Source organism: Salinicola sp. CR57, from assembly GCF_003206585.1.
GTDB classification, from domain to species: Bacteria; Pseudomonadota; Gammaproteobacteria; order Pseudomonadales; family Halomonadaceae; genus Salinicola; species Salinicola lusitanus.
In genome coordinates this window covers 369,329-382,823 of record NZ_PZJL01000005.1, presented here as the reverse complement: position 1 = coordinate 382,823, position 13,495 = coordinate 369,329, and the positions used below count along the sequence as shown (strand labels likewise).

General features: G+C 67.5%; 12 protein-coding genes. 11 read left to right on the top strand and 1 reads right to left on the bottom strand.

Annotated features, from left to right (window positions below; genetic code table 11):
• Positions 1–27: 27 nt before the first annotated feature.
• From DOM56_RS08410 to DOM56_RS08395, 4 genes are all read left to right on the top strand, one after another.
• Positions 28–1,431 (top strand): sodium:solute symporter, encoded by a 1,404-nt coding sequence (locus DOM56_RS08410; RefSeq protein WP_110708352.1) that lies wholly within the window; start codon positions 28–30, stop codon positions 1,429–1,431.
• On the top strand, positions 1,428–3,047 hold the full coding sequence (locus tag DOM56_RS08405; protein ID WP_110708351.1) for a 5-guanidino-2-oxopentanoate decarboxylase: 1,620 nt from the start codon (positions 1,428–1,430) through the stop codon (positions 3,045–3,047). Before DOM56_RS08410 ends, DOM56_RS08405 begins: the two co-directional genes overlap by 4 nt.
• Before the next feature lie 32 nt (positions 3,048–3,079).
• On the top strand, positions 3,080–4,522 hold the full coding sequence (locus tag DOM56_RS08400; RefSeq protein WP_110708350.1) for an aldehyde dehydrogenase family protein: 1,443 nt from the start codon (positions 3,080–3,082) through the stop codon (positions 4,520–4,522).
• A gap of 162 nt (positions 4,523–4,684) precedes the next feature.
• Positions 4,685–6,526, top strand: coding sequence for an autotransporter domain-containing protein (locus DOM56_RS08395; RefSeq protein WP_198655728.1), 1,842 nt, complete (start codon positions 4,685–4,687; stop codon positions 6,524–6,526).
• Positions 6,527–6,729: 203 nt separating this feature from the next.
• Here the strand turns inward: DOM56_RS08395 and DOM56_RS08390 are convergent, their stop codons facing one another.
• Positions 6,730–7,524, bottom strand: coding sequence for an inositol monophosphatase family protein (locus DOM56_RS08390; RefSeq protein ID WP_110708348.1), 795 nt, complete (start codon positions 7,522–7,524; stop codon positions 6,730–6,732).
• 128 nt (positions 7,525–7,652) lie between these two features.
• Between DOM56_RS08390 and DOM56_RS08385 the strand changes: the two genes are divergently transcribed.
• From DOM56_RS08385 to pilW, 7 genes are all read left to right on the top strand, one after another.
• Positions 7,653–8,423 (top strand): RNA methyltransferase, encoded by a 771-nt coding sequence (locus DOM56_RS08385; protein ID WP_110708347.1) that lies wholly within the window; start codon positions 7,653–7,655, stop codon positions 8,421–8,423.
• Positions 8,424–8,547: 124 nt separating this feature from the next.
• Positions 8,548–9,030 (top strand): Fe-S cluster assembly transcriptional regulator IscR, encoded by a 483-nt coding sequence (gene iscR / locus DOM56_RS08380; protein ID WP_110708346.1) that lies wholly within the window; start codon positions 8,548–8,550, stop codon positions 9,028–9,030.
• A 77-nt stretch (positions 9,031–9,107) separates the two neighbouring features.
• Positions 9,108–10,286 (top strand): aminotransferase class V-fold PLP-dependent enzyme, encoded by a 1,179-nt coding sequence (locus DOM56_RS08375; RefSeq protein ID WP_110708345.1) that lies wholly within the window; start codon positions 9,108–9,110, stop codon positions 10,284–10,286.
• Between the two features lie 44 nt (positions 10,287–10,330).
• Positions 10,331–10,657, top strand: coding sequence for an iron-sulfur cluster assembly accessory protein (locus DOM56_RS08370; RefSeq protein ID WP_110598471.1), 327 nt, complete (start codon positions 10,331–10,333; stop codon positions 10,655–10,657).
• Positions 10,658–10,914: 257 nt separating this feature from the next.
• Positions 10,915–11,343 carry a nucleoside-diphosphate kinase gene (gene ndk / locus DOM56_RS08365; protein ID WP_110598472.1) on the top strand — a complete coding sequence of 143 codons (429 nt, stop codon included), beginning with the start codon at positions 10,915–10,917 and terminating at the stop codon, positions 11,341–11,343.
• 82 nt (positions 11,344–11,425) lie between these two features.
• Complete coding sequence (rlmN, locus tag DOM56_RS08360; protein WP_110598473.1) at positions 11,426–12,559, top strand: 23S rRNA (adenine(2503)-C(2))-methyltransferase RlmN; 1,134 nt, start codon at positions 11,426–11,428, stop codon at positions 12,557–12,559.
• A gap of 196 nt (positions 12,560–12,755) precedes the next feature.
• Positions 12,756–13,493, top strand: a complete 738-nt coding sequence (gene pilW / locus DOM56_RS08355; protein WP_110708344.1) for a type IV pilus biogenesis/stability protein PilW — start codon at positions 12,756–12,758, stop codon at positions 13,491–13,493.
• Positions 13,494–13,495 lie beyond the last annotated feature (2 nt).

Genomic DNA, 13,495 nt, shown 5'->3' with positions numbered 1-13,495 from the left:
GCCGGCACGGCGGCAAGGTAAAACATCATGATGCTGGATCTTCTCGTCGTCGCGTTCTACGCGGCGGGCATGCTGCTTCTCGGCTGCTGGGGCATGAAACGCGCCCGCAGCAGCGACGACTATCTGGTGGCGGGCCGCCGCCTGGGCCCGGGGCTCTATCTGGGCACGCTCTCCGCGGTGGTGCTCGGCGGCGCCTCCACCGTGGGCACGGTCAAGCTGGGCTACGTCTACGGCCTCTCCGGGCTGTGGCTGTGCGGCGCCCTGGGCCTGGGGCTGATCGTCCTCAGCCTGGTCCTGGCCAAGCCGCTGGCCAAGCTCAAGCTCTACACCATCACCCAGTTGCTCGAGCGCCGCTACACGCCGGCGGCCAAGAGCGTCAGCTCGGCGGTGATGCTCGCCTATGACCTGATGATCGCGGTCACGTCGACCATCGCCATCGGCACCCTGGTGACGGTGCTGTTCGCGCTGCCCTCCTGGGTCGGCGTGGTGATCGGCGGCACCATCGTGGTGATCTACTCCACCCTCGGCGGCATGTGGTCGCTGACGCTCACCGACATCGTCCAGTTCGTGATCATGACCGTGGGGATGATCGGCCTGATGCTGCCGCTGACGGTGCACTACGCCGGCGGCTGGGACACGCTGGTCGCCAGCGCCGCACCGGGGCACTTCTCGCTCACCGGGATCGGCTGGTCCACCATCGTCACCTACTTCGTCATCTATTTCCTGGGCATCCTGATCGGCCAGGACATCTGGCAGCGGGTGTTCACCGCACGCTCGACCCGGGTGGCCCGCTTCGCCGGTACCGCCGCAGGGGTCTACTGCCTGATCTACGGTGCCATCGGCGCGTTGGTGGGCGTGGCCGCCAGCGTGCTCCTGCCCGATCTCGCCGATCCCAACAATGCCTTTGCCGCGGTCGCCCAGCTGGCGCTGCCGGATGGACTGCGCGGGCTGATCGTGGCCGCCGCGATGGCCGCGATGATGTCCACCGCCAGCGCCGGCATGCTGGCCGCTTCGACCCTGATGACCCGCGACCTGCTGCCGGCGCTGCGTGGTGGCCGGCAGAGCGAGCGGGTCTCGAGCTACCGCCTGTGGACGCTGCTCATGGGGCTGGTCACCATCGTCATCGCGCTGCTGGTGGATGACGTGATCGGCGCCCTGACCATCGCCTACAACCTGCTGGTCGGCGGCATGCTGGTGCCGATCCTGGGCGCGCTCTACTGGCGCCGGGCCTCCAACAGCGGCGCCATCGCGGCGATGGCGGCCGGCTCGCTGGGGGTGATCGTGTTCATGCTCAAGGATGGCCTGCTGGCCAACTCGCCGATCTACGCCGGACTGGTCGCGAGCCTGGCGAGCTTCATCGTGGTCAGCCTGCTGCGCCCGGATCGCAGCCGCCCCGTGGCCGCAGAGACCCAGCCGGAGCAGAGCGCATGAGCGTGGCCCACTGGCTGGTGCGGGCGCTGGAAGCGCTCGGCATCGATACCGTCTTCGGCATTCCGGGCGTCCACACCATCGAACTCTATCGTGGGCTCGAGGGCAGCCGGCTGCGCCACGTCACCCCGCGTCACGAGCAGGGCGCGGGCTTCATGGCCGATGGCTATGCCCGCGCCAGCGGACGCCCGGCGGCCTGCTTCATCATCACCGGCCCGGGGATGACCAACATCGCCACGGCGATGGGCCAGGCACTCGCCGACAGCGTGCCCATGCTGGTGATCTCCAGCGTCAACCGCCGCGCCGAGCTGGGCATGGGCGAAGGCCGGCTTCACGAGCTGCCATCGCGGCAGCAGACCCTGAGCGGGGTCAGCCTGTTCAGCCATACCCTGCTCGACCCGGCCAATCTGCCGCGGGTGCTGACGCGGGCCTGGACGCTGCTGCACACCGGGCGGCCGGGGCCGGTGCACATCGAGATCCCGCGCGACCTGCTCGATGCCCCGCTCGACGCAGAACTGCCAGTGCCGGGGCGCTGCCACCCGCCGCAGGCCGCGACGGCGGCACTCGACCAGGCGGCGGCGTGGCTCGGCGCCGCCCGGCGCCCGCTGCTGCTGCTGGGCGGCGGTGCGATCGCCGACCCGGCGGCGGCGCGGGCCCTGGCCGAGCGCCTGGATGCCCCCACCCTGACCACCATCAATGCCCGCGGCGTAATGGGGCGAGGGCACCCGCTCGATCTCGGCGCCAACGCCACTTGGCCCGAGGTGCGCGCGCTGGTGGCCGAGGCCGACGTGGTGCTGGCGATCGGCACCGAGCTGGGCGAAACCGACTACGACGTCACCTTCGATGGCGGCTTCACGCTCCCCGAACGGCTGATCCGCATCGACATCGATCCGCGCCAGCTGTGCGGCAACCACCTGCCGGCGCTGGGCATCGTGGCCGAGGCCGGGGCGGCGATGCGCGACCTGCTGCCACGGCTGGCGCCAGGGGCGCATGATGCGGCCGCCCGCGTGGCTGAGCTGAAGGCAGCGCTGGCGCTGGCCACCCGGCCGGATTTCGCCCCCTTCGTGCCGCTGTTCGATGCCCTGGACCAGCACCGCCGCGACGCCGTGCTGGTCGGTGACTCCACCGCGCCGGTCTACGCCGGCAACCATCTGGCCCAACGCGACGCGACGCGCGGTTGGTTCAATGCCTCCACCGGCTACGGCACGCTCGGCTACGGCCTGCCAGCGGCCATCGGCGCGGCGCTGGCCTGCCCCGAGCGCCCGGTGGTGGCGCTGGTCGGCGATGGCGGCGTGATGTTCACCCTGGCAGAGCTGGCCACGGCAGTGGAGCTGGCGCTGCCGCTCACCCTGGTGCTGTGGCACAACGCCGGCTATGCGGAGATCCGCCAGGCCATGACCCACGCCGGCATTGCCCCGCTCGGCGTCGACCCCGCGGCACCGGCGTTCCTGCCGCTGGCGCATGCCTTCGGCTGTGCCGCCGAGCGCATATCTAGCCCGGCGGCGCTGGCAGAGGCTCTGGCCACACCCTGCACGGCCCCACGGCTGCTCGAGATCGATGCCGCGGCGTGGCAGGCGGCCACGTCCCCAGCTTCCCGGGGCAGCGCTGCCACGCCCTGATCGACGCCTGAACCCGCTTCGGAGCCGCTTCCATGCAACGACTGACGCAACAATTCATCGCCAACCGCTGGCAGCAGAGCGCCGCCACGCGCCGGCTGACGGTGCGCGACCCCTACCAGCAGTGCCCGCTGGCCGAGATCACCGCCGGCGCAGCCACCGACGTCGATGCCGCGGTGAACGCGGCCCGCGACGCCCAGCCGGCCTGGCATGCCCTCGGCGGAGCGCGCCGCGCGGCCTATCTCGAGGCCCTGGCCACCGCCCTGGAGACCCGCCGAGAGACGCTGACCCGGCTCTCGGCACGCAACAACGGCAAGGCCCTGGCCGAGACCCATATCGACCTCGATGACGCCGTGGCCTGCTATCGCTACTACGCCGCCCAGGCGCACGCCCTGGAAGCGCGCCAGGGGCGCCCGGTGGAACCCGCCGCGGATATCGATGCCCGCATCTATGAAGAGCCAGCCGGCGTGGTGGGCCTGATCACGCCGTGGAACTTCCCGCTGGTGACCAGCGCCTGGAAGATCGCCCCCGCCCTCGCCGCCGGCTGCTGCGTGGTGTTCAAGCCCTCGGAGGTGGTGCCGCTGCCGGAGCTGGCCCTGGCCGAGATCGCCGAAGAGATCGATCTGCCACCCGGGGTATTCAATCTGCTGCTGGGCGACGGCGAAGGCATCGGCGCTCCGCTGAGCGCGCACCCCGGTATCGACAAGCTCTCGTTCACCGGCAGCAACGCGGTGGGCGAGACCGTGATGCGCGCCGCCGCCAGCGGCAGCCGCGGGGTCTCGCTGGAGCTCGGCGGCAAGTCACCGATCCTGGTGCTCGACGATGCCGATGTCGACAGCGCCGCCGACTGGGTGATGGCAGGGATCTTCTTCAACAGCGGGCAGATCTGCTCGGCCACCTCGCGGCTGCTGGTGCACCATAGCCTGGCCGAGGCGCTCTACGCAGCGCTCGCCCAGCGGATCGATGCCCTGTGCCTGGGCGACCCGCTTGCCGCCGGGACCGACATGGGGCCGATGACCAGCGCCCGGCAGCGCGAGCGGGTGGAAGTCTATCTCGCCCTCGCCGTCAGCGAGGGGTTGGTCGCGGTGCGCGATGCCAGCCACCGCCAGCTACCGCCCCATGGCGAGTTCGTCGCCCCCACCCTGTACCGCGACGTGCCGGTGACCAGCCGTCTGTGGCAGGAGGAGATCTTCGGCCCTGTGCTTTGCGCGCGCAGCGTGGCCAGCGACGCCGAGGCGATCGCGCTGGCCAACGCCAGTGACTTCGGTCTCGCCGCTACCGTGATCGGTGGCGACCTCGACCGTGTGCGTGGCGTGGCTCGGGCGCTGCGCGCCGGCAGCGTATGGCTCAACGGCGAGCAGCGGGTGCTGCCCCAGGCTGGCTGGGGCGGCTTCGGGCGCAGCGGCATCGGCCGCGAGCTGGGCCCCTGGGGGCTCGCCAGCTACGTGGAGATCAAGCACGTGATCGGCCCGGCGTGAGCGTCGGTCGAGACGCCATGCGACCTTTCTCTTACAGCCGCGGCGGCGGCGCTGTGTCATAACGTAAACGCTCGTTTGAGGATCGCTCGTCGCCCTTATTCTACCGCGCGGCCGGCACGCACCCCGACGAGCCATGACAACAGCTCACAAGGGATCGATACCATGCCAATGCCGCGCTCTCGGCAACTGGCGCTGGGGGTGATCGTCGGGGCCAGCGCCCTGCCGCTCCCGACGCTTGCCGCCTCCAGCTTCCATGACACCTTCGACGACACCGTCTTCTTCGGCGATAGCCTGAGCGACAGCGGCTACTATCGAGGCGCCATCGGCAGCGCGCTCTCGCTGACGCCGAGCCAGCAGGCCTTCATCGGCCGCTTCACCACCAACCCCGGGCCGGTATGGGCCGAGCGGGTCGCCGGCCACTACGCCAGCAACGCCCAGCCCAGCAATGTCGGCGGCAACGACTACGCCGCCGGTGGCGCCCGGGTGACCACCCCGGCGGCGACCCCGTTCGGCGCGGCACCCGCCCTCAGCGAGCAGGTCGCGACCTACCTCGCCAGCACCGGCGGTGTGGCCGATGGCGATGCCCTCTATGCCGTATGGGGTGGCGCCAACGATCTGTTCGCGGTAGCCGGGGGTGCTGACGCCCAGAGCACCATCACCACCGCGGTCACCGGCACCGCCGGGATTCTCGCCACCCTGGAAGGGGCCGGTGCGCGCCATGTGCTGCTGTTCAACATTCCCGACTTCGGCCTGACGCCGCGCTTCAATGGCGACCCCGCCACCAGCGCGGGCGCCACTGCACTGGCGCAGCAGTACAATAGCGCGCTCTATACGGCGGTCGCCGCCAGCGGCGCCAAGGTGATCCCGGTGGATACCTTCGGCTTGCTGCAGGAGGTGGTCGCCGAGCCCGCCGCCTACGGCTTCACCAATGTCACCGACCGCGCCTGTACCCAGACGCTGCCGCTGTGTACACCCGACACCCTGGTCGCCCCCGGCGCCGACGAAAGCTATGTGTTCGCCGACGACGTCCACCCCACCACCGCCACCCATCGGATCATCGGCGAGTACGTGATCTCGCTGCTCGAAGCGCCACAGCAGCAGCAGTTGCTGACCCATTCGGCGGTCCTCAGCGGGCGCTCCCGGGCCAACCGGGTCGCCGAGCATCTGAACGCGGTGCCGCTGGCCAATGGCCTGCGCTGGTGGGGCGATCTGCGCGCCGAGCACCAGCAGCTCGACTCCAGCGACCTGTATGACGCCAGCATGCCGGCGGGGCTGTTCGGGGTGGACTGGTATCGGGACGGGCTGGTACTGGGCGGGTTCGTCGGCTATGGCGACCAGGATGCCGACTTCGGCGACGGCCGCGGCGACTTCCAGCGTAAGGACACCACCGTCGGGCTCTTCTCCGGCTGGTACGCCGAGAACGCCTGGGTCAATGCCCAGCTCAGCTACAGCTGGCTAGACTACGACGTCGACCGCGAAGTGCAGCTCGGCAGCGCGACCCGCCACCACCGCGGCTCACCGAACGGCAGCAACCTGACCGCCGCGCTCAACGCCGGCTACGAGTTCCGCGCCTTCGCGATCCCCGAGGGCGACGTGCGCACCGGGCCGATCGCCGGTGTGACCTGGCAGCGGGTCAAGCTCGACGGCTACGATGAAGAGGGACAGGCGTCGACCTCACTGAGCTATCCCGACCAGGACATCGATTCGATGGTGGGCCGGGTCGGCTGGCAGATCCGCCGCCACGGGCCGACGCTCAACCCCTATCTGCAGCTCACCTACAACCACGAGTTCGAGGAGAGCGAGGGGGTCGCGGCGAGCCTGCAGAGCCTGCCGCAGTTGGGCGACTATCGCGTGCCCAAGCTCACCTTCGATCGTGACTATGTCGAGGTCAACGTCGGCGCGCGGGCCACACTCTGGGGCGTCGACACCCAGCTCGGCGCCAGCGTCGATCCCGACAATGCGCGCACCAGCACGCTGTTCGTGAATCTGGGCAAGCGCATCTGAGCGTGCCGGGGTGCCCTCGGCGCCCCGCTCCCGCGCAGCGTAGATACGCCATCCAGAAGCCGGGCACAAACAAATGCACTGAAGACACGAGCTGAAAACAGGGGCCGAAAACAGAGACACCCCGCCGGCAGAACCGGCGGGGTGTCTCTAGTTGACAAGGGCCTCACCTCAGGGATCCTGAGACTGGGGCCCAGGAGCCGGCCTCAGACGCCCGCTTTCAACTGCTGTGCCAACGCCTTGTAGAGGCGCGGGCCGGCGGCCATCAGGCTGCCGCCATCCTCGACGCTGGGCGAGCCGTCGATGGCGCCTGTCAAGGCACCGGCTTCCTTCAGCAGCAGCGAACCGACCAGGCGGTCCTGCTCTGCGAGACCGAGCACGAATACCGCATCGGCGCGGCCGGCGGCGAATTCGATCATGTCGAGCAAGGCACAGCCGGAGCCGGTCAGGGTATCGAGCTGCGGGCCGAGCCGTTCGACCACGTTGAGATATTGCGGCAACCAGTGCGAGCGGGCTTCCTGGGACGGCCAGGCCATCGCAACTCTGGCACCGGTGACGGAAACCGCCTTGGAAGCGCGCAGGCGCTTGCCGTTGCCCTGGGCGCCGCGACCGCGACTGATCAGGAACTCGTCATCGCTGAACGGCGATACGATCACCGCGTGTTCCGGACGCCCCTTGACCAGGCACACCATCGAAATCGCGAACTGCCGACTCGCCACACCGAGATTGGACTCGCCGTGGATCGGCTCGATGTGCCACACGGTCTCCTTGTCGGCGCCCTTCCCCTCGCGATACGGGGTATAGCGTCCAGAAATACCGTGCTGCGGATAACCGCGGGTGAGCTGATGCACGATCAGCGTCTCCGCATTGCGTGCCGTGTCCTCGAGCAGACTGACGGTCGCCTGCTCGTCATGGTTGACCTCGAGACGGTCACGGATACGAACGAATTGCTCAGCGGCGCTGCGAGCGGCACGCAGCGCATATTGAACCATCGGATGCATGGATCTGGCCTTGGGGTGTCGGAAGCTGTTAAAGAACGCCGCGCAGTCTAGCAGAAGCGTGCCTCTCCAGTCATGCTAGACTGCGCGTTTTCCCCGGTTGCCCACACTGCCTGATGTCCGCCTTCCCTATGCTCGACCGAATCCGTATCGTCCTCATTGGTACCAGCCACCCCGGCAATATCGGTGCCGCCGCACGCGCCATGCGCAACATGGGCCTCGAAGACCTTGCCCTGGTCACCCCACGTTGCGATCCCAAGGACCAGGAAGCGTACTCGCGAGCCTCCGGCGCCAATACCCTGGTCGATGCCGCGCGACAATTCGACGCGCTCGAAGCGGCGGTCGCCGACTGCACCCTGGTGGTCGGCGCCAGTGCGCGCTCGCGCCATCTACCCTGGCCGATGGTCAGCCCACGGGCCCTGGCGGAGAGTCTGCCGCAAGCGCTGGCCCCCGATGGCGCCCGCCTCGCGCTGGTGTTCGGTCGCGAGGATACCGGGCTGACCAACGCCGAGCTGCAGCGCTGCCATCAGCACGTGCACATCCCGACCAACCCCGATTTCAGCTCGTTGAACCTGGCCGCGGCCGTACAGGTGCTCGCCTACGAATGCCGCCAGGCCTATCTGGCCACCGAGGAGGCCGCCCCGCCGTCGGCCAGCGAGACGGATCAGCCCTTCGGCGTCGCGTGGGACAACCCGCCGGCGACCCACGCCGATCTCGAGCGCTTCTTCGTGCATCTCGAGCGCACGCTGACGGCGATCGAGTTTCACGACCCGGACAATCCCCGCCAGTTGATGGCACGCCTGCGCCGGCTGTTCCTGCGCGCCCATCTCGATTCGATGGAGATGAACATCCTGCGCGGCATCCTCGGTACGATCGACAAGCGCCTGCGCGACCGCTCCTGATCCCGCCGCACGAGATCGATCCGGTGGCCGCGCGGTGCTCGGCCACCCTCACCTGAATGGTTGACCGTCTTACTGGGTTTTTCCATAATGCCGGCACCGATGCAGCGACAGCCGATACCCGCCGATGCGTTTGACCACCAAAGGCCGCTATGCCGTGACCGCCATGCTCGATCTGGCCCTCAATGCCGATCAGGGGCCGGTATGTCTGGCGGACATTTCCAAGCGCCAGGACATCTCGCTCTCCTACCTGGAGCAGCTGTTCGCCCGTCTGCGACGCGCCAAGCTCGTCAGCAGCGTGCGCGGTCCGGGCGGTGGCTACCTGCTGGGTCGCGCCCCGGCGGAGATTTCCGTGGCGGGCGTGATCGATGCGGTCAACGAGTCGGTGGACGCCACTCGCTGCCAAGGCCAGGCGGATTGCCATCAGGGCAGCAAGTGCATCACGCATCACCTGTGGTGCGACCTGTCGGACGAGATCCAGCGTTTCCTGAGTGACATCAGCCTGCAGGAGCTGGTACGCCGGGAACAGGCTCGCAGCGCCACTCGCCCCGAACCCGAGGTGAGCGCTTTCGCCGACGACGTCGCCACGATTGCCGTGTCGTCGCGCTAGTCAGGTCATCCAGCGACTACACTTCGGCGTAGCGTGCCCAACTCCATTTCGACCGATAGCCAGAGATCTTCCGTGCCATGAGCGCTCCGATTTATCTCGATTACGCTGCCACCACCCCTACCGATCCAAGGGTGGCCGAGCAGATGATGCGTCATCTAACGCTGGACGGGGTCTTCGCCAACCCGGCGTCGCGTAGCCACATGCCCGGATGGCTGGCCGAACAGGCGGTGGAGAACGCCCGCCGCCAGGTCGCCGACCTGATCGCCGCGGACCCGCGAGAGATCGTCTGGACCTCCGGCGCCACCGAGGCGGACAATCTGGCGCTGACCGGTTTCATGCGGGCCAACCGCGGCCGCGGTCGCCACATGGTGACCTCGATCATCGAACACAAGGCGATCGTGGATACCGCGGTCGCGCTGGAAACGGAAGGCTTCGAGGTCACCTGGCTGACCCCGGGAGAGGATGGCCGGGTCACGCCTGCGCAGCTGCGCGAGGCGATGCGCGACGACACCGTGCTGGTCTCGCTGATGGCGGTCAACAACGAACTGGGCAGCGTCAACGACCTCACCGGCCTGGCGGCCGTTGCCCACGAGTTCGGTGCGCGCTTTCACGTCGATGCCGCCCAGGCCACCGGGCGACTGTCGCTGGATGTGGGCGCGATGGGGATCGACCTGATGTCACTATCGGCGCACAAGGTATACGGCCCCAAGGGCATCGGCGCCCTCTACGTGCGCCGCGACCCGGATCTGCGCATCGAGGCGCTGATCCACGGCGGCGGTCACGAGCGTGGCATGCGCTCCGGCACCCTGCCTACGCATCAGATCGTGGGCATGGGCGAGGCCTTCGCGCTGGCACGTGACGAGGGCGATGCCGACGGCGAGCACGCCCGTGCGCTGCGTCTGCGGTTCCTCGATGGGCTGGCCGACTGTGGCGGCATCCACAACCACTCGCCGCAGGATCGCTCCGTGCCCAACATCGTCAATCTCGCCTTCGACGGGGTCGACGGTGAATCGTTGCTGATGGCGCTGCGCGGACTCGCGGTCTCCACCGGGTCGGCCTGCAACTCGGCCAGCGTGGAGCCCTCCTACGTACTCAAGGGGATCGGCGTGCCCCACATCCAGGCGCTCGCCTCGATCCGCTTCAGCTTTGGCCGGTTCACCACCATCGACGAGATCGATGCGGCCGTGGCCGACATACGCCGTGCCCTGAGCGGATTGCGTCAACCGTCGCAACCCGCCGCCCTGAATCATCGCTAGGGGAGTGGCGTCTGCGCCACTCCCGTTTGGCAAGGAGAGATAGCATGCAGAACATCACCATCAGTGAATCCGCCGCCACCCAGATCCGTCACGTCCTTGAGGAGCGTGGCAGCGGCCTGGGGCTGCGGGTAGCGGTCAAGCCGAGCGGCTGCTCCGGCTACAGTTACGTGCTCGATATCGCCGACGACCTGCGCGACGGAGATGTCGCGTTCGAGGAGCGCGGAGTCAAGGTGCTGGTGGACAAGGACGCGCTGGCGATTCTCGACGGCACCGAAGTCGACTACGTCAGTGAAGGACTCAACCGCTTCTTCCGCTTCAACAATCCCAATGTGACCGACGAATGCGGCTGTGGCGAAAGCTTCAACGTCTGACCTCCCCCGCATCCCGGCCGCCGTGGCCCAGGCGCGGTGACGGCCGGGATGCGTAGCCCGCGGGCTTGCGCTACAATGGCGCGATTTTTCGGCTGGCGCGCGGTACCCGCAGGCATCCGCCACCCCGGCCAGCGACGATTTCGGACGGCGCGCCATCTAACGACACGATCGGTTGGAGGCGCGTCGTCTCGCATCTTCACCCCTTTTTTCGTTCGCGATGATCGCGATCGATTCACCACAGCCAGGAGACCGAAGTCATGGCCACCGAGCGTACGCTTTCCATCATCAAGCCCGATGCCGTTGCCAAGAACGTGATCGGCGACATCTACAGCCGCTTCGAGAAAGCCGGACTGCAGATCGTTGGCGCCAAGATGCTCCATCTCTCCAAGGAGCAGGCCGAAGGCTTCTACGCCGAGCACAAGGAGCGGGGCTTCTTCGCCGACCTGGTCAGCTTCATGACCTCCGGCCCGGTGATGGTCCAGGTCCTCGAAGGCGAGGGCGCGATCGCCAAGAACCGCGAGCTGATGGGCGCCACCAACCCGAAGGAAGCCGCACCGGGTACCATTCGCGCCGATTTCGCATCGTCCATCGACGCCAATGCCGCGCACGGTTCCGATGCACCGGAGTCCGCCGCGCGCGAGATCAGCTATTTTTTCCAGGATAACGAACTCTGCCCGCGCAGCTGATTCGTCGACCGACCGGCCTCTCCCGCCGGTCGGCCACCCCTGTCTCCGGACACCCCGCCACTCTCGAGCCGATGCCGTTGCTATGAGCGCTGCTACCGCCACCCCCCGCACCAATCTCCTGGGGCTCTCTCGCGAGCAGATGGAGGCGTTCTTCGTCTCTCTGGGCGAGAAGAAGTTTCGCGCCGCCCAGGTCATGAAATGGATCCATCAGGAAGGTTGCGACGACTTCGAGTCGATGACCAACCTCTCCAAGCCGTTGCGTGCCCGACTGGAGGAACACGCCGAGATCCGTGGCCCGAGCGTGGTCTACGAAGGGACCTCCAGCGACGGCACCCGCAAGTGGGTGCTCGAGGTCGAGGATGGCAGCTATGTCGAAACCGTGCTGATTCCGGCCGATAGCGGCACGCGCCGCACGCTCTGCGTGTCGTCGCAGGTCGGCTGCTCGCTGGACTGCAGCTTCTGCTCCACCGGCAAGCAGGGCTTCCAGCGCAACCTGACCAGCGCCGAGATCATCGGCCAGGTGTGGGTCGCCCAACAGCGGGCCGGCGGTCGCATGAGTGCACCGGATGGACGACGTGCCATCACCAACGTGGTGATGATGGGGATGGGCGAGCCGCTGCTCAATTACGACAACGTGGTGCCGTCGATGAAGCTAATGCTCGACGACAACGCCTACGGTCTGTCCAAGCGCCGGGTGACGCTCTCCACCTCCGGCGTGGTACCGATGATCGACAAGCTGGGCGACGACATCGACGTGAGCCTCGCCATTTCGTTGCACGCGGCCAACGACGAGTTGCGCAACGAACTGGTACCGCTCAATCGCAAGTACAACATCCGCAAGCTGCTCGATTCATGTCAGCGCTATCTCGCCAAGTGCGGCGACGCGCGTCACATCACGATCGAGTACACCCTGATCAAGGACGTCAACGATCAGCAGGTCCATGCGCAGGAGCTCGTCGCACTGCTCGACGAACTGCCGTGCAAGATCAACCTCATTCCTTTCAACCCGTTCCCCCACTCGGGGTACGAGAAGCCGTCGCGCAATCAGGTCATGCGCTTCCAGAGCTGGCTCTACGAGCTCGGCCACACCGCGATGGTACGCACGACCCGTGGCGACGACATCGATGCCGCGTGCGGCCAGCTGGTGGGCAAGGTCAAGGATCGCACCAAGCGCCACGAGCGCTACATCCAGTCGATCCAGCTGGACGCCGACTGAATTGTCGCGCTCAGCGGCAAGGCCAGCTCGCCCGAGACGATCGGGCGCCCTCCGATCGGCCTGGCGTCGAACGGGCGTCGCCTTGACTTCGCTCCGGTCCGGCGCTTTGATGGGAGCCCCAAAACCGCTTTGTTATCAGTTGCTCGGGATTCGACCTTCGGATTGTCGCCATCCCGTAAACGTGGGAGAGCCGTGAATGACTCGCCAATCTCGTCCCTTTTCGATACGGCCGCTATGTATCGCGCTGGGATTGGTGTGTCTGTTGGGCGGCTGCGCCACAGCGGTGTCGTCGAACGGCCCCAGACAGGATAGCCCGGAGGATGCGGCCGCGGCCTACACGAGACTTGGCAAGGCCTATCTCGCCGAGGGCAACATGCCGCGCGCGCAGCAGGCTCTCGAGCATGCGCTAAATCTGGATCCCCGGGACAGCGGCGCGCTGGAGGGGCTGGCACTACTCTACCAGCGCCAGAACGACCTCGATCTGGCGGATCGGTTCTTCCAGCAGGCCCTGGGGGCCGCCCCCAAGGCCACGCGTATCCGTAACAACTACGCCGCGCTACTGTATCAGCGCGGCGAGTACGCCAAGGCATGCGAGCAGCTGCGTGTCGCCAGCGACGATATTACCTATACCAACCGAGCCCAGCTCTTTGCGAATCTGGGCCAGTGCGAGATGGCCAGCGGCGATGCGACTGCAGCTCGCCAATATTACGAGCGCGCGCTAGATATCGATGCGCGCGACGCACGTAGCCTGCTGGCTCTGGCTCGCATCGATCATACGCAGGGTAACAACGAACTTGCCTGGGAACGCCTGCAGCGTTATTTCACCGTGGCTGGCACCAACGCCGACAGCCTGCGCCTGGCCAGCGAGATCGCCAGCGCTCAGGGGGATTCGGCACGTGCTGCCTTTTACCGCCAGCAGTTGAGCGGCGCCTGAGG

What these genes read in the sequence shown, in the direction of transcription:
- DOM56_RS08410 (WP_110708352.1), top strand. Translation starts at nt 28, where the DNA reads ATGATGCTGGATCTTCTCGTCGTCGCGTTCTACGCGGCGGGCATGCTG.
- DOM56_RS08405 (WP_110708351.1), top strand. Translation starts at nt 1,428, where the DNA reads ATGAGCGTGGCCCACTGGCTGGTGCGGGCGCTGGAAGCGCTCGGCATC.
- DOM56_RS08400 (WP_110708350.1), top strand. Translation starts at nt 3,080, where the DNA reads ATGCAACGACTGACGCAACAATTCATCGCCAACCGCTGGCAGCAGAGC.
- DOM56_RS08395 (WP_198655728.1), top strand. Translation starts at nt 4,685, where the DNA reads ATGCCAATGCCGCGCTCTCGGCAACTGGCGCTGGGGGTGATCGTCGGG.
- DOM56_RS08390 (WP_110708348.1), bottom strand. Translation starts at nt 7,524, where the DNA reads ATGCATCCGATGGTTCAATATGCGCTGCGTGCCGCTCGCAGCGCCGCT.
- DOM56_RS08385 (WP_110708347.1), top strand. Translation starts at nt 7,653, where the DNA reads ATGCTCGACCGAATCCGTATCGTCCTCATTGGTACCAGCCACCCCGGC.
- iscR (WP_110708346.1), top strand. Translation starts at nt 8,548, where the DNA reads ATGCGTTTGACCACCAAAGGCCGCTATGCCGTGACCGCCATGCTCGAT.
- DOM56_RS08375 (WP_110708345.1), top strand. Translation starts at nt 9,108, where the DNA reads ATGAGCGCTCCGATTTATCTCGATTACGCTGCCACCACCCCTACCGAT.
- DOM56_RS08370 (WP_110598471.1), top strand. Translation starts at nt 10,331, where the DNA reads ATGCAGAACATCACCATCAGTGAATCCGCCGCCACCCAGATCCGTCAC.
- ndk (WP_110598472.1), top strand. Translation starts at nt 10,915, where the DNA reads ATGGCCACCGAGCGTACGCTTTCCATCATCAAGCCCGATGCCGTTGCC.
- rlmN (WP_110598473.1), top strand. Translation starts at nt 11,426, where the DNA reads ATGAGCGCTGCTACCGCCACCCCCCGCACCAATCTCCTGGGGCTCTCT.
- pilW (WP_110708344.1), top strand. Translation starts at nt 12,756, where the DNA reads ATGACTCGCCAATCTCGTCCCTTTTCGATACGGCCGCTATGTATCGCG.